The organism is Proteiniphilum propionicum, assembly GCF_022267555.1.
GTDB classification, from domain to species: Bacteria; Bacteroidota; Bacteroidia; order Bacteroidales; family Dysgonomonadaceae; genus Proteiniphilum; species Proteiniphilum propionicum.
Genome location: NZ_CP073586.1, coordinates 3,276,528 through 3,291,246, shown reverse-complemented (window position 1 = coordinate 3,291,246; position 14,719 = coordinate 3,276,528). Strand labels below are relative to the sequence as shown.

Annotated in this window: 12 protein-coding genes and 1 pseudogene; 5 read left to right on the top strand and 8 right to left on the bottom strand. The window is 44.5% G+C overall.

Going from position 1 to position 14,719, the window contains the following annotated elements:
* Positions 1-120: 120 nt before the first annotated feature.
* Together KDN43_RS13625 and KDN43_RS16610 are read right to left on the bottom strand one after the other, a co-directional pair.
* On the bottom strand, positions 121-1,326 hold the full coding sequence (locus KDN43_RS13625; protein ID WP_238866966.1) for a tyrosine-type recombinase/integrase: 1,206 nt from the start codon (positions 1,324-1,326) through the stop codon (positions 121-123).
* A gap of 384 nt (positions 1,327-1,710) precedes the next feature.
* Positions 1,711-1,896 (bottom strand): annotated as a pseudogene (locus KDN43_RS16610) (hypothetical protein); the annotation flags it as partial.
* 111 nt (positions 1,897-2,007) lie between these two features.
* Here KDN43_RS16610 and KDN43_RS13615 point away from each other — a divergent pair.
* The 3 genes from KDN43_RS13615 to KDN43_RS13605 all read left to right on the top strand — a co-directional run bounded on the left by KDN43_RS13615 (position 2,008) and on the right by KDN43_RS13605 (position 3,910).
* The gene (locus KDN43_RS13615) at positions 2,008-2,157 is read left to right on the top strand and encodes a hypothetical protein (RefSeq protein ID WP_238866965.1); all 150 of its coding nucleotides are present in this window, start codon (positions 2,008-2,010) and stop codon (positions 2,155-2,157) included.
* 333 nt (positions 2,158-2,490) lie between these two features.
* Complete coding sequence (locus tag KDN43_RS13610) at positions 2,491-2,658, top strand: hypothetical protein (RefSeq protein WP_238866964.1); 168 nt, start codon at positions 2,491-2,493, stop codon at positions 2,656-2,658.
* 364 nt (positions 2,659-3,022) lie between these two features.
* A complete protein-coding gene (locus tag KDN43_RS13605) occupies positions 3,023-3,910 on the top strand; it encodes a helix-turn-helix transcriptional regulator (protein WP_238866963.1) in 888 nt (295 codons plus the stop codon).
* Positions 3,911-3,934: 24 nt separating this feature from the next.
* Here KDN43_RS13605 and KDN43_RS13600 read toward each other — a convergent pair whose 3' ends face one another.
* The 4 genes from KDN43_RS13600 to KDN43_RS13585 form a co-directional block, all read right to left on the bottom strand.
* Positions 3,935-7,018: an AAA family ATPase gene (locus KDN43_RS13600; protein ID WP_238866962.1), complete on the bottom strand. Its 3,084-nt coding sequence runs from the start codon at positions 7,016-7,018 to the stop codon at positions 3,935-3,937.
* Positions 7,015-8,238, bottom strand: coding sequence for a metallophosphoesterase family protein (locus tag KDN43_RS13595; RefSeq protein WP_238866961.1), 1,224 nt, complete (start codon positions 8,236-8,238; stop codon positions 7,015-7,017). Before KDN43_RS13595 ends, KDN43_RS13600 begins: the two co-directional genes overlap by 4 nt.
* A 178-nt stretch (positions 8,239-8,416) precedes the next feature.
* Entirely contained in the window at positions 8,417-9,664 is a 1,248-nt protein-coding gene (locus KDN43_RS13590) for an ABC transporter permease (RefSeq protein WP_238866960.1), read from the bottom strand.
* A 5-nt stretch (positions 9,665-9,669) separates the two neighbouring features.
* Entirely contained in the window at positions 9,670-10,866 is a 1,197-nt protein-coding gene (locus KDN43_RS13585) for a pyridoxal phosphate-dependent aminotransferase (protein ID WP_238866958.1), read from the bottom strand.
* A gap of 232 nt (positions 10,867-11,098) precedes the next feature.
* Here KDN43_RS13585 and KDN43_RS13580 point away from each other — a divergent pair, with 232 nt between their 5' ends.
* Positions 11,099-11,845 (top strand): glycoside hydrolase family 16 protein, encoded by a 747-nt coding sequence (locus KDN43_RS13580; protein ID WP_238869486.1) that lies wholly within the window; start codon positions 11,099-11,101, stop codon positions 11,843-11,845.
* Positions 11,846-12,173: 328 nt separating this feature from the next.
* Positions 12,174-12,974 (top strand): glycoside hydrolase family 16 protein, encoded by an 801-nt coding sequence (locus KDN43_RS13575; protein ID WP_238866956.1) that lies wholly within the window; start codon positions 12,174-12,176, stop codon positions 12,972-12,974.
* 71 nt (positions 12,975-13,045) lie between these two features.
* Here KDN43_RS13575 and queF read toward each other — a convergent pair whose 3' ends face one another.
* Both queF and queC read right to left on the bottom strand, forming a co-directional pair.
* Positions 13,046-13,507, bottom strand: coding sequence for a preQ(1) synthase (gene queF, locus KDN43_RS13570; protein WP_238866954.1), 462 nt, complete (start codon positions 13,505-13,507; stop codon positions 13,046-13,048).
* A gap of 140 nt (positions 13,508-13,647) precedes the next feature.
* Complete coding sequence (gene queC / locus KDN43_RS13565) at positions 13,648-14,316, bottom strand: 7-cyano-7-deazaguanine synthase QueC (RefSeq protein ID WP_238866952.1); 669 nt, start codon at positions 14,314-14,316, stop codon at positions 13,648-13,650.
* Positions 14,317-14,719: the final 403 nt, after the last annotated feature.

The window sequence follows — 14,719 nt, the reverse complement described above, 5'->3', positions numbered from 1 at the left end:
ATGTATAACAATTTATTAGACTGGTTTTCTTACCTTTGCGGTGTTTTTATGAATTTATTTATCTATTAGCTCTTTCCTACAACTAAAGCACAAAGATAACAAATTGTGTTAAATAGAGAATCAGGTTCCGAGCAGTTTAATTAGTTTCCGATTCGACTTATCTATTTTTTCCTGTCCGATGGAGGCTAGATACGTATAGGTAATCTCTTCGCTGGCATGCCCCAGGCTTTCGCTGATAATGGAAACAGGAATGTTGTTGTCACGAGCAAATGTTGCCCAGGAATGGCGAGCCACATAGGAGGTAAGTACCGTATCCAAGTGCAGAATTTCTCCTATTTTTTTCAAATGACGATTATACCGCCTCAATGCATTTCTATATTGGGTGTAATAAGAGTTGGATTTTTGCGGATCAATATAACTCATTAAATAGGGATTCCCCGGGGTGCGGTACCTTTCAAGAATCACTTTCATCTCTTTTTCGATATATACCTGTAACGGTTGCTGCGTTTTGTTGCGGTTGTAACATACATAGTTGTGTGAAATATTTTTCTCCTGAAGGTATGCCATGTCTACAAAGGGCATTCCACGCATGTAGAAACTCAGAAGAAACGTATCCCTGCTCTTTACAAGGCAGGGATGCCCCGGCAAATCGGCTGTGGCTATTTTACGCAACGTATGTGCAGATATCGCTTTTTTTAATGTGCGGTGTTTGCTTAATTTGATATCTCCGAAAGGATCGGGCGCTTGTGTTTGAAAACCTTCTTTCAGCGCTTTTTGATAAAGCGTTTGGAAAACACGAAGATACAACTGGATACTGTTGGGCTTCAACTGTTGATTCTGTAAATAAAACCGAAAAGAATTTACGAAGCCTTCCGTGATGCCCGAAAAAATAACGAAACTTCTTTGGGTAAATTGGGTTAGATGGGAAGATACGGCCATGTAAAGCTGTGCTGTACTTTGCCTGTTACAGGCTGTTAATTCATTGGAAAGGCGATGAATAAAAGACAAAAACATTCCTTTATCTCCACACTTGTATATAGAAAGAATATCTTTGGCAGTATACGGCTGATTTCTTTTTTCCAGATCGCTTATAATTATACGCAATCGGTCCCGTTGCTTTGCTATGTAACTGTTAATTTCTTCTGCCTTGGATTGTTTGCAGGAGAGAAGTGCAAGTTCTGCTTGTTCATTATAATCTTCTTTCCGCAAATGGTACGGAGTGAACATGATACTTTTGCTTCGCGCATGAAGGATCTGTATCGTTAATGGATAGTCATTTTTTACCGTTTGTGTGGATTTATTCAACTTGAACTTAATTGAAGCCATGAATAGTGTATAGTGTTTAAAATTGATTTAAAAATAGAAATATAGAGAAAAGATCTGTAGGCTTAAAATGCTTATCAATAATGTTTTAATTGTGAATCCACTTTGATTCACGAGTATAAAGTTACTAAAATTTATTTCATTATTGATATTTTTTCAGAGAATTAGAGAACCTTATTCTTGAGTGAGCACTCACGACAAGATGTAAAAACAAAGAAAAGGAACCTTAATCTACGATGTATGAAAGTAAACTAACTTCTTGGCGTTATACTGCGCATACTCCAATACTCCGGCAACCGTCTCCCCATCAATTACCTGCTCTATTTTATATCCTGTGTTTTCGTCCCTCGTTACAACGTGTACCACGTTGGTGTCGCCAAACAAGTTATGCAGGTTGTCCCAGATCTTGAACAGCTCTTTTACCAGTTCATGGTCGTTTTCCTGAATTTCCACCTCCTCTCCTCATTCGGGTAACGTTGTTGTTTCCAGCATTTTAAAGATAAGTATCGAATGGCGTGCCGTAAGGGCACGTCCCGACTCGGTGATGATCTTGGGGTAGGGAATTTCGTTTTTTTGATAAAATGCTCTAAAAATCCATTGTTATCAGATAAAAAAATCGTATTTTGCATCACGTAAAAGACAAAAATCATATTCAAGAAGACATCTGTAAATCCGTAAAATGACATGTTTTCCACATCTTCAATCCATTTCAAGATATCCGGTAAGTCTGTCCGCATGGATAGTAAGCTAATAGGCAGTAACATCGCCTGGTACTCCCGTTTCGAGATTATTCACAACACTTTCCGCGGATTTATCAAAGGACCTGGGCGATAGCGGAATGCTTCTTTTAAACCCCGGGCTCAGGAAACAGGTCCTTCAATTTTTAGAAGAAGATGCTCGGAAGATGGTTTACCGCTTAAACAGTGAAACTCTCGGTGAGAAAATCTCTTCCCTGGGTGAGCTCATTTATCAGGTTCTTAAACGCCTTTCAGAAAGCACCGCCGGCTAAGATCTTCTTCACCGTGTCTTCCACAAACAATACGAGGTAGTCAAGGAACAGACCATCCTTCGTTCCAAAGAGGATATCACGGCCGGGAGCGTACAAAATCACAATGACTCCTATGCCGATTATCGAAAAAAAGAGACCAAAAGGTAAAGAGCTATAGTGTGAACATCACCGATACCTGTGATGACACGGACCAAGAGAAAGATAAACTAAACGTTCAGGTGAAACTGGCAAATGCCGCAGACAGCGGCTACCTGAAGGATGCCGTCACCAACATTCGGGAGAAGGTAAGCACCAACTCGCGGCTATCCCCGGGCAGGAGTAGATGAAAAGAAACAACGTGGAGGCAACCATCTTTCAGTATTGCTTTCATACGAGGAATAACAAAACACGATAAAGAGGATTGCTCAGGCACAAATGATTTACTTTCGCCAGATGTTTATGGATAGACCATGTCCGCCTTGGAAATTATCTGATAACAATAAGTCAAAGAGCGCATGAAAATGGTTTAATAACCAGTTTTCGCTATATAAAGACCTCCATAATGGAGAAACTATTCAACGTGTTCGATTTTTTACTTCCTCGCTTTTCAAAAACTGGAAATGAAAAATAGACGAATTACTTTTTTAAACTTAAAATTGCCACTATTTAAAGTGGACTCAATATTGAATAATTTCCTAAAAAAATTGAACCATGGATCAGCCTAAAATCGAGCGTATTCTAAGACTGATGAAAATGCTTACCGCCAACAATTCATTAACTGTTGAAGAGATTGCCGATAGGTTATCTGTTTCTATTCGATCTGTATATCGCTATATAGATACATTCCGGCAGGCGGGATTTGTAGTGAAGAAAGTGAACAACTACATTAAACTGGATAGCTCATCACAATACTTCAGGGATATCAGCGAACTAATCCATTTCACAGAAGAGGAGGCTTATATCCTGAAATCGGCCATCGAGAGCATCGATGATAATAACCTGCTTAAGCAGAACCTGAAGAAGAAACTCTATACCGTGTATGATTATAAGATCCTTGCAGAAACCATTGTGGATGGTAAAAACAGCCGCAATGTAAAACGATTGGTACAGGCTATAGAGAACCATCAGTGCGTGGTACTGAAGAAATACTCTTCTTCGCATGGGAGTGATATTCGCGACAGGGTAGTTGAACCGTTCTCGTTTACTACCAACTATGAGCAGGTGTGGTGCTACTGCCTGGAGGACAATGAAAACAAACTGTTCAGGTTATCCAGGATAGGGAGCGTTGAGATATCACCAGAGCCGTGGGGGCATGAGCTGCAGCATAAGAGCGGCTATATGGACGTTTTCAGGATGCACAGCAGCGAAAAGATGCGGGTGATACTGAAACTGGGACTGCGGTCGGCGAACCTGCTCATGGAAGAGTTTCCGCTTGCATCGAAAGTGCTTCAAAAAGTGTCTGACAATGAGTGGCTGCTGGATACGGAGGTGTGCTCCTTCGAAGGAGTAGGACGTTTTGTGATCGGACTGATTGATGATATTGAGATCATGGACTCACCAGAATTTCAAAAATATATTGACTCGCGAATAAAAAAATGAGTCACCTAAAACTTGCTATTACGTCTATGCATGATCCCAGCTGGAATGAATGACGCTGCCCTTATCTGGGTGATTCTCAATGTAAAGGTGTACATCTATCTCCTGTTGCATCTCTTCCACGTGTGAGATAACACCTACGATGCGGTTCTCACTTCGTAGCGACTTAAGTGTGTCGAACACAATGTCGAGTGACTCTTTGTCTAATGAGCCAAAGCCTTCATCCAAAAAGAAAAAATTCTGGCTTGACCGGGTAATCTCCTGGATATTGTCGGCCAATGCCAGCGCAAGCGACAAGGAGGCCTGGAATGTTTGGCCGCCGGAAAGAGTCTTTACATTCCTTACCTTACCGCCGTTCATGAAGTCGCGCACCTGGAAATTGTTGTCGGGGGTGATCTCAAGACTCAGCCTCTGGCGGGTGAGCCGAAAGAAACGGTCGTTGGCTGCGTTACAGAGATTCTGCAGATAGACAGACGAGATGTAGTTAACAAATCCGCTTGCCTTGAAAAGCGACTTCATGGTTTTAACGTTCTCAGCCCTTGCTTCGAGCTTGTTTAACTCTTCACGGAGCAACACCTGACTTTCTAAATCTTGCAGAAGCTTTTTGAGCTGCTGGGCGGTTTCTCCTTTCAGTTGGGTTTTTTCCCTGATCTGATCCCGTTGAGTAACGATCTCTGCCAGAATGGCTTGGTGGCTATCTGGATTATACTCCCTGTCGCCAATATCTTTCAAAAGTTGTACTAACGCTGAATTGCTTCGCAGGAGATGATCTTTGAAGTTGCTGAGCCTTAACTTCTCAGCTTCAGTATCTATCTGTTCCGACAGAATCTGAACTACTTCATCGAGGGATCCGAAAGTCGATTTTTCAAGCTGTTCATCCAGCTGGTGCTGCAGCTTGGTGAGTACCGACTGCTCCTGTGCCAGCTCCTTGAGATTGATCTCCATACTCCCTCTCAGTGCCTCTTTCCGCTGCTTCTGTTCCTGTAGAAGGAGGCTACTTTCGGTGTACTCTTTTTCTATCCGAACGTACTCCTTCAGTAATTCATCTTTCTCCCGCTCTATGCTTCCCGAAGAGCTTTCACGCCAATCGCCGGGGCGGATCTGTGTTAACTGCTGCCCGATGGTGGTTAGCTCTGTGCGGTGAATGGTGAGAGAGGTTCTTATCTTTTCAAGTTCTTCCCTGAAACGATCCCTGTTGCTCTCCTCTTTTTCCAGTTGTGCGGCCTTCTCTGCCAGAGCTGCTTCATGCTTTGAGAGCTCCTCCCGAAGTTGCTTTGCCCGCTTGAAAGCGGTATCCAGCGTTTCTTCTTCTTTGTATTTCTCCCACACAAACTGCCTGTTATGGTTGGTAACGGTTTGCTGCAGGATCTCTCTTTTACCTTGCCACTCCTCCTGATCTCTCTTGGACTGCTTATACCTGCTTTCCAGCAGATCAAACTGCTTGCCAAACGAGGCAATCCGGTTGAGTTGTTGCTCCAGCAGTTGTTTTTCTACCGTGATCTGTTTGAACTGTTCGTCTATATCCCCGCTCTTGTACTTTCCGGGGTGATGGAGCGATCCGCAAATAGGGCAGGGGGATCCCTCCTTCAGGGCTTCGGCATAACTCTTCAGCTGCTCCTTTACCCGCAGATGTGATTCCTGTTCTCCCAGGAGGTACTGCTTCCCTTTAACTTTCTCTGTCGCCTCCTTAAGGTGGTAGCTGCATTCGGTATAACCGGCATCAGACGGGAGCAGTTCAAACAGTGGGTCTGCCAGCAGCTTTGCTCTGGACTCCCGGATCTCTTTTTCCTGTTCTTCGTATTTTTCAATCTCTTTATCAATTACGGACATTTGTTTGCCGAGGCTGTTTCTTTCGTTATACCATGCTCTTATTTCCGATAGGAGGGCAAGGTCGGGAAGGGCGTTTCGCCCTTCCTTAATGACCACCTCCAACTGCTGTTTTGCTGTTCTCAGATTTTCAACATTACGGGTTGTCTCATCGAATATATTTGTTCCTTTTTCTAAACGGGATTCCTCATTCGCAACGCTCTTCTCAAGCTCTTTCATCTGTAGAAGGCGCACTAAATCTTCTGTCTTTTTTTTCAGCTGTTCCCTCTTTTCGTAGGCAGGCTGGAGCTTTCCAATCTGTTTTTCCAGCAGATCAATACCGGAGGTTATTCCGTTAAACTTTTGAGTGTCAGCATTAATCTGTTTTTTCCTATCCTCTTTTTTCTTCCGGTAATCACGAAGTGAATCTAGCAAATATTTGAACTGTATAACACACTGTTCATAACTGTTGATTCTTTTTTCGAGCTCCACAAACAGGGGTTCCTGATCCGACAGGCGCTTGTGCTCCATCTCTGCTTCTCCCTTTTTCTGGGTCAACTCCTGCAAATTTCGGAGTGACTCTTCATTCTTTATGCTTTCGCCCAGTTTACGATCAAGCTCTTCTATCGCTTCCGACAGGTCGTTTAATTCCGACTCGTACCTAACTGCTTGTTCGGGACAGGCATACTCCAGTTGCTGAAGCTGACCTTCAACATACTTCTTCCTGTCGTTGTTTTTACTTTCTAATGAAACTACCTGGTAGTAGAACTCGAACTTATGAAGGTTAAAAAGCTCTTTCATCATCTGTGTGCGGTCTCTGTTGCCCAGTTGCAGGAACTCTTGAAACTGTCCTTGCGGAATGATGATGGTGCGCTTGAAGTTATCGTAACTCAACCCGATAACCTCTTCGAGAGTGTTGACTCCAATCGGTACCCACCGGCCGCCGATCTTTTTATAGGCGGTATGCTCGGGCGTTTTCACATCCTCGAAGCGCTTGCTGTTGCGCTTGCTTCTAACTGTTGCCCGGTAAGCGCACTGATCGCTGCCGTTCTCGAAAATGAAATCTATGAGCAGAGTATCCGACCTTAGGTTCATCATGTTGTAGTAGCGGTTATCGCCCGACAGGTTGAGCCGGTCGGTACGTCCGTAGAGTGCAAAGGTGATGGCTTCGAGGATGGAGGATTTGCCGCTACCTACTGTCCCAAAGATGCCGAAAAGGCTCGAGGAAGTCAGCTTTCCGAAATCGATGGTCTGCTTCTCACGGTAGGAGTAGAGGCCCTCTATGGTTAGTTGTATGGGTATCATTGTTTTTCTTCTGCCATTATTTCGGTGAATAACTGCATGATCTCCTCATTGGGCTCCTGCCCTTTCTCATGGAAGAAGTAGTCGCGAAACAGCGCTTCCACACTCCGGCTCAGGTCGATCTGCTTATGATGGGTGGTGAACAGGTTTTCAGCGTTTGCAACCTCCGGGATAATAGCAACGATACCCGGATGAGCGGCATGCAGGTTTTTTCTGTCCACAGCGGTCAGAAAGGTGTCGGTGGCCAGCGTAAGCTCTACTAGTGCGTTAGGATTCTCTGCCAGCCACTGTAGTGCCGCCTCCACTCCCATGGCTCGTTTACGTAGCAATGGTTTCACGCGGGTGAGCTCCACCTCGCGGATGACGGCGGGATTACCCGGCATAACATCGGTCAGTAGTACGTATTTCTTTTGATTTGCCTCGGCAAAGCTGTAGGAGAGGGGGCTACCACTGTAAAATACGGGCGAAGGTGATGATGACACTTGATGCATGCGGTGCAGGTGCCCCAGTGCTGTGTATTGTATCTGCCGAGGAATATTTTCGGTATAGACTGCCTGGGCACCACCCACATGCAGTATTGGCTTTTCATCTTCCGGCTCTTCCGGCAGCTCATCGCCTCTCTTCACCATAAAGAGATGCGAAACAAGTATGTTTACCCCTCTTGTATCGCAGTAGCGCTGGGCAAGGCTTTCCCATCTCTCCTGAAGGAGGGTGCGTAGCTCCTCGTCGCTATCCTCGTGTCCGAGAAAGGTTTTCAACCTATACTCGTTAGCGTAAGGGGTATGCAAAACTCTCAGGGGAATATTTGTTTCGGGGAGTTGCAACTCTAGAAAACCCTGCTCGCTTTGCAGCAACGTAAGGCCGCTGTCGAGTGCGAACGGGGTAGCCTCCGAATGGGGATAGCCAGCAAAGATAATGCCGCACTCGCGGGCCAATGGGTCGGGGGCTTCAATACGGTCGGGAGAGTCGTGGTTACCTGCGATGGCAATCACTGGGCGGTGCCCGCCTGCTGTCAGCCGCTTCAGGGTTTTGTAGAACAGCTCTATCGCCTCGGTGGAAGGATTGAAGGTGTCGAACAGGTCGCCCGACACCACCACAACATCAACCTTTTCCCGTTCCGCTATTTCGCAGATCTCATGCATCACCGCCTGCTGCTCTTCGAGGCGTGGAAAATCTTCAAGCCTCTTCCCCAGATGCCAGTCCGATGTATGAAGTATTCTCATTCCTGATCTGTATTTTTATCATCATGATTAATAATGCATCCTATGTCTCATATAAATAAGAGAACGCATGCATATGTAATTTTTTATTGTTGTAAAGATACAAATTTAAATCGTCCCCGATAAATCCGGCCAGATTACTTCTTCCCTCTGATATCCGCGCGTGGTGGAAAGATTTTATTTACTCAAACCGGATGGATTTTGCGGGAGTAATCCTGGCCACCAGATAGGAGGGGCCTGTCATCATCAGCAGGGAAGCTATCAGGGTACCAATATTTAGAAGGATAATATATAACGGGTTTATATCTATCGGCACCGCCGATAGATAGTAGGTAGAGGGGTCGAGCCGCAGCAGCTGAAACCGGTCCTGAACTAAGCAGAAGAGAAGAGCAAACAGGTTTCCCCACAACATGCCCTGTCCTATCAAGAAGGCCGAGAGGTAGAGAAATACTTTGCGAATACTGAAATCTCTTGCACCCATCGATTTCAGCATGCCTATCATGTTGGCCCGTTCCAGAATGATAATAAGCAGGCCGGAGATCATTGTAAACCCGGAGACCACCAACATGAGTATTACTATGACCCACACATTCATATCCAGTAGGTTAAGCCAGTTGAAAATCATGGGATTGATATCCTTAATTGATCGTGTGTAGAGATTGTTGCCTAGACGGTCTTTGTATGAGGCCATGTCGAAAAAAAGATCCCTGGAGGTCTTGTCCAGGTTGTTGTAGTCTTTCACCAACAGTTCAATACCGCTCACCATATCATTGTCCCATCCATTAATAGTTGAGAGTATATTCTTTTCTGTGATGACATAAAGCTTGTCATAATCCTCGAAATTGGTCTGATAGATGCCGATAATGTTAAACCTGCGTGCCCGGACAGGTTCCTGGACAAAATAACAGGTGAAGTTGTCCCCCATATTTAATTGCAGCTTGTCTGCAATATCTTTTGATATGATAGCCTGGTTGCCGGCGGCGGTGTCGTTTTTATTAATGATGTCGCCTTCCAGCAGGTTTTTGTGAAAAAAGCTCCAGTCATAGTTTTCGGAAACCCCTTTCAGCACCACCCCCATGAAGTCTTTATCGGTTTTGATAATGGCCGGCTTGGTGATAAACTCTTGAATGTGGCGGATATCGGGATTGGCAGCCAGTGTAGCCGCAAGCGTATCGGAGAAAGCTATAGGCACATGCTCATATGAGGAGTTGTTGTCGAAAGCTGTGATCTGAATGTGAGAACCGAAGCCTATCACCTTGGCGCGAACCTCTTTTTTGAAGCCTACTATAATGCAGACCGATACAATCATCACTGCCAGTCCCAGCGCTATGCCCGCAATGGCTATCTTTATGGCAGGTGACGAGACACGCTTGTCGTTCTTCTTGTCTCCTTTGTATATCCGTCTCGCTATGAACAGCTCCGCATTCATAAATATTATCGGGTATTTTGGTATGCCTCCAGTGCTTTTTCCAGTACAGTAAGGGCTTTTTCTAAATATTCCTTGTTCAGGACATAGGCAATACGTACTTCGTTTTTACCCAGTCCGGGAGTCACATAAAATCCAGTTGCGGGCGCCATGAATACAGTCTGTCCTTCATACTGGAAATCGGACAGGCACCATGCACAGAAGGCGTCGGCATCGTCAATTGGTAGCTTTGCCAAAGTGTAAAAAGCACCCTGCGGCATGGGCGAGTAGACTCCGGGAATGTTGTTAAGACGTTCGATAAGGAAGTCGCGGCGACTCTTGTACTCATCGAAGTTCTTTTGCATATACAATCCATTCTCCTTGAGAGACGCGTTAGCTGCTATCTGCCCTATAAGCGGAGGGCTCAGCCGTGCCTGGCAGAACTTCATCACGGTGTCGTGCACCTTGCGGTTTTTTGTTATAAGTGCTCCTATACGAATGCCACACTCGCTGTATCTCTTCGATACTGAATCTATCAGCACCACATTCTCTTCCAGTCCCTCAAGATGGCATGCCGATATGTAAGGTGTGTCATTATATATGAACTCCCTGTACACCTCATCCGAAAAGAGATAGAGGTTGTATTTCTTCACCAGGTCCCTTATCTGCATCATCTCGTGCGTTGTGTATACGTAACCGGTTGGATTGTTGGGATTGCAAATAAGTATTCCCTTGGTACGTTCGTTTATCAGCTTCTCGAACTCAGGTATGGGAGGAAGGGCAAACCCAGTTTCCATAGTAGAGGGAATTGTGCGGATAACTGCACCGGCAGAGATGGCAAAAGCCATATAGTTGGCATAGGCCGGTTCGGGGACGATGATCTCGTCACCAGGATTCAGACAGGCCATAAATGCGTACAGTACCGCCTCAGAGCCTCCTGCCGTGACAATTATCTCTTCGGGCAAGAGATCGATATCGAACTTTTTATAATAGGTAACCAGATTCTCTCTGTAAAACCTGTAACCGTCGCTGGGACTATATTCCAGTGTGGTGCGATCTATCTCCCTGATTGCATCAAGTGCCGAAACGGGAGAGGGAAGATCGGGCTGGCCGATGTTGAGGTGATATACTTTTACTCCCCTGGCTTTAGCTGCATCTGACAGTGGAGCAAGTTTGCGTATGGGTGAAGCGGGCATCTGAATGCCGCGCCGGGAAATCTCGGGCATAGCGATCGCGTTGATTGAAACCTTATAAATCTTTTTCTTTGATTGTAGGAGGCAAAGGTAATAAAAAAGTTTACTATTCTTCTGCTTTTACATATCTTTGTGGAATGTTGTTATGAATGAATAGTATCGAAAAGAAAATTAAATTCAATAGTAAGTATTAAATTTCAAGTATAAAACGCAAATGAACAGAACTATTGTTATTTTTTTGGTCTCAGCCGCATGTCTTGCATTAATGGCATGTACCGGACAACAGACTTCGGATAAAGCAGCTGAATGGAAGCTTATATGGGAGGAAAATTTCGACGGTGAAAGTATAGATTATGGAGTATGGTCCAAGATTCCCCGTGGAAAAAGCGACTGGAATAACTATATGAGCGATTATGATTCCCTGTATAGTGTGGCCGGTGGCAACCTTATTCTCAGAGGTATAGTTAACAATGTGCTTCCCAACGATACAGCCCCTTTTATAACCGGTGGCGTTTTCACGAAAGGCAAAAAAACGTTTGGCTCCGGACGGTTAGAGATAAAAGCCAGGCTTAATGGTGCCACAGGGGCATGGCCTGCATTCTGGATGCTGCCGGCAAATACAAAATGGCCCAATGGCGGTGAGATAGATATTATGGAACGACTGAGCCACGAAGATTTTGTTTATCAGACAGTTCACACAAATTATACATTCAACCTTAAGATTAAGGATCCCGTTAACAGCGGTACAGCACCAATAGATCCAGAAGGGTATAATTTATATGCCGTTGAAAAACATGCCGACAGCCTTGTCTTCTTCGTGAACGACAGGCGCACATTCTCATATCCACGTATCGAGACCGATAAAGATGGGCAGTTCCCGTTCAACGATCAGGAATTCTATCTGCTGCTGGATATGCAGCTTGGCGGTAATTGGGTAGGAGAGGTTGACCCCAACGGTTTGCCTGTGGAGATGTATATAGACTGGGTACGGTTCTACGGGATAAAGGAATGATATGTTGTTGAAAAAGCAGAATAGATAGCAATGGCAAGGTTCTACACGTTGAAGGAGTAATAACGGGTTATAATTGTGCTAACATTCGCAATGCCTGAATGTTTATTAATGGTGTAAGCTAGAAATATCGTTATGGGCAAATTACGCACGTAAAAGTTTCTATTTACAGGCTTTTTGAATGATTAACACTTATTGTGGAGGCGTTGGATTGTAAAATAAGGATTATACCTAATTTTGCAGTGAAATTAAAAAACATTGCATTTTAAAACAGTACAAGCTGTACAATTAAAAAGCATTGCAAGCAGTATAATTAAAAAAAAGAAAAAAGATGAACAAATCAAACACAATCCTGGTAGCGGCTCTTGTATTTGTGACGGGACTGATATCCTGCTCTGAACAGAAAGGTAATGAAGATGAGAAGTTCAGAAAGGGGTGGGCACTTGCCTGGGAAGATGATTTTAACGGTAAGCTGAATGAAGACGAATGGTCAAAATCGCCCAGGGGAAAGACACATATGAGCTTGTATATGAGTAGCAACGATGCTCTCTATGTCATGCAGGAAGGGAACCTTGTGCTGCGCGGAGTGGCTAATAACGCAGATACAGAAGCAATTCCGTTTCTCACCGGGGGGATCACCCGGGAAGGTGTTAAGAAGGGCAGTGTGAGCAGAATAGAGGTAAAAGCCCGCATGAATCCCGTTGAAGGAGCAACACCCTTTGTCACTTTACTGCCTGCCGATGGAACGAAGAATATTGCAATTGATGTTATGGAGCGGTATAGCCTTGATGAGTTCGTCTATCAGTCGGTAACATCTGAATACACCACCACAGAAGGAATGCCTGATAATCCCCCCTCCAGTGCATTGGTAGGTGTAAACCCCAATGAATATCATATTTACGGAGTGGAAAAATATCCCGACAGCCTGGTTTTTTTCGTGGATAATATCCGTACAAAAAAGTATCCTCGTATCCTCACCCATATTCCAGGGCAGTTCCCGTTTGATGACATGGAGTTTAATATCTTTATCGGTATTAGACTAAACAAGGAGACCGATCCCGCGGCCCTACCCGCAGATATGTTTATAGACTGGGTACGTTATTACGAACCAGAATCAGCTGTCGCCAAATAGCAGTAGCTATTAAAAGTATATTACGGGACATCCACAGACCGGTTTTTACCAACGGCAGGATGTCCCCGTTTTTATTTTATGGGGAATGAGTGGTTGAAAAGCCTCTCTTCGGCCAGTTTCTCATACTTGGTCCCCTTCCGTCCGTAGTTGGAGTAGGGGTAGATACTGATACCACCGCGTGGGGTGAAGATACCGGTCACCTCAATATATTTGGGATCCATAAGCTGTATCAGATCTTTCATTATTATGTTTACACAATCCTCATGGAAGGCGCCGTGATTCCGGAAGCTAAACAGATAGAGTTTAAGACTTTTGCTCTCTACCATCTTCACGCCGGGGATATAGTCGATCCGTATTGTTGCAAAGTCGGGCTGGCCCGTTATGGGACATAGGCTGGTGAATTCAGGGCAGTCGAACGATACCCAGTAGTCGTTACCCTGATGTTTGTTCTCGAATGCTTCCAGCACCTTTGGTGCATAATCCTGTTTGTACTCTGTTTTACTGCCCAGGTGGGTGAGTCCTTTGTTTTGCATATTCTGAAAAGTTTGTTTGCTGTTAATTTTTCAACTTTCGCATCTGTCTGTCTATTGTGAAAGTATTCAAACATCCAGCTTAAGCTTAAAGGTATGTCTGTAATAATAACACTTGCGAAAGTTCGGTTAATAGTTAATTGTTAAAGAGCTTTTTCCTTCAGATACTCCTCCAGCCCCTTGTTGCGGAGCAGACAAGCCGGGCAGTGTCCGCACCCTTCGGCAAGAATGCCGTTGTAGCAGGTAAGAGTCTCATTCCTCACTATATCGAAAACCCCCAGTTCATCGGCTAGCTGCCATACCTCTTTTTTGTTACGCCACATGAGTGGAGTATGAACCACGAACTGCTTGTCCATGGCCAGGTTGAGAGTGGTGTTTGCTGAGCGGATAAACGTATCTCTGCAGTCCGGATAACCGCTGTAGTCGGCTTCAGACACACCGGTTATAAGATGACGTATCCCGTGTGCATAGGCGATAGTCGCCCCGAAGGTGAGAAAAAGAAGGTTCCTGCCGGGTACAAAGGTGTTGGGGTATGATCCGGCAGGTTTCTCCTCATCCATATGCATGGAGAGGTCTGTAAGTGAGTTAGGTGCCAGAAATGAGATTACCGAAGCATCCAGAAGCTGAAAAGGGGTATTTGCCATGGCAGCAATGCGCCGTGCGTTCTCCACTTCCCGCGAATGACGCTGGCCGTAGCTGAAGCAGAGTGTGTAAACATTTTTGAAATGCTGCTTTGCCCAATAGAGGCAGGTGGTGGAATCCTGACCGCCAGAAAAAAGTACCAGCGCATCCTGATCTTTATAATCTTTCATTATTCTTTGTTTTTTATGTGGTTCCCTAAGCTACACAGAAAAGCTGTTGCTTTCCACCTACAAAATTACGAATTTTCCAGGAGATTCAATCCGTTTAATTGGTTTTATTTCCAATCTGTTGCGCAAGTATATCTTTTACCTCTCTCTCACTGCTTTTGGCATATGAGATTTGTTTACCCTGTTATCGAACTTTGATAATCCGTCCTTGAGTCTGCTTGAAAAAGTCTCAAATTAGAAGATTTATCATCGTAATCACTTAAGAATCAAATGTCATTGTTTAACAAAACGACTTATTAAAGTGGACTCGTCCTTTATAATCTTAACAAATCTGTAACATTTTTGTAACTGTTTTGTAACAATGATATTGTAATTTTGTAATGAAATTTATAAACAGGACAACTCA

What these genes read in the sequence shown, in the direction of transcription:
- KDN43_RS13585 (WP_238866958.1), bottom strand. Translation starts at nt 10,866, where the DNA reads ATGCCCGAGATTTCCCGGCGCGGCATTCAGATGCCCGCTTCACCCATA.
- KDN43_RS13590 (WP_238866960.1), bottom strand. Translation starts at nt 9,664, where the DNA reads ATGAATGCGGAGCTGTTCATAGCGAGACGGATATACAAAGGAGACAAG.
- KDN43_RS13580 (WP_238869486.1), top strand. Translation starts at nt 11,099, where the DNA reads ATGGCATGTACCGGACAACAGACTTCGGATAAAGCAGCTGAATGGAAG.
- KDN43_RS13615 (WP_238866965.1), top strand. Translation starts at nt 2,008, where the DNA reads ATGTTTTCCACATCTTCAATCCATTTCAAGATATCCGGTAAGTCTGTC.
- KDN43_RS13605 (WP_238866963.1), top strand. Translation starts at nt 3,023, where the DNA reads ATGGATCAGCCTAAAATCGAGCGTATTCTAAGACTGATGAAAATGCTT.
- KDN43_RS13595 (WP_238866961.1), bottom strand. Translation starts at nt 8,238, where the DNA reads ATGAGAATACTTCATACATCGGACTGGCATCTGGGGAAGAGGCTTGAA.
- KDN43_RS13600 (WP_238866962.1), bottom strand. Translation starts at nt 7,018, where the DNA reads ATGATACCCATACAACTAACCATAGAGGGCCTCTACTCCTACCGTGAG.
- KDN43_RS13625 (WP_238866966.1), bottom strand. Translation starts at nt 1,326, where the DNA reads ATGGCTTCAATTAAGTTCAAGTTGAATAAATCCACACAAACGGTAAAA.
- KDN43_RS13575 (WP_238866956.1), top strand. Translation starts at nt 12,174, where the DNA reads ATGAACAAATCAAACACAATCCTGGTAGCGGCTCTTGTATTTGTGACG.
- queF (WP_238866954.1), bottom strand. Translation starts at nt 13,507, where the DNA reads ATGCAAAACAAAGGACTCACCCACCTGGGCAGTAAAACAGAGTACAAA.
- queC (WP_238866952.1), bottom strand. Translation starts at nt 14,316, where the DNA reads ATGAAAGATTATAAAGATCAGGATGCGCTGGTACTTTTTTCTGGCGGT.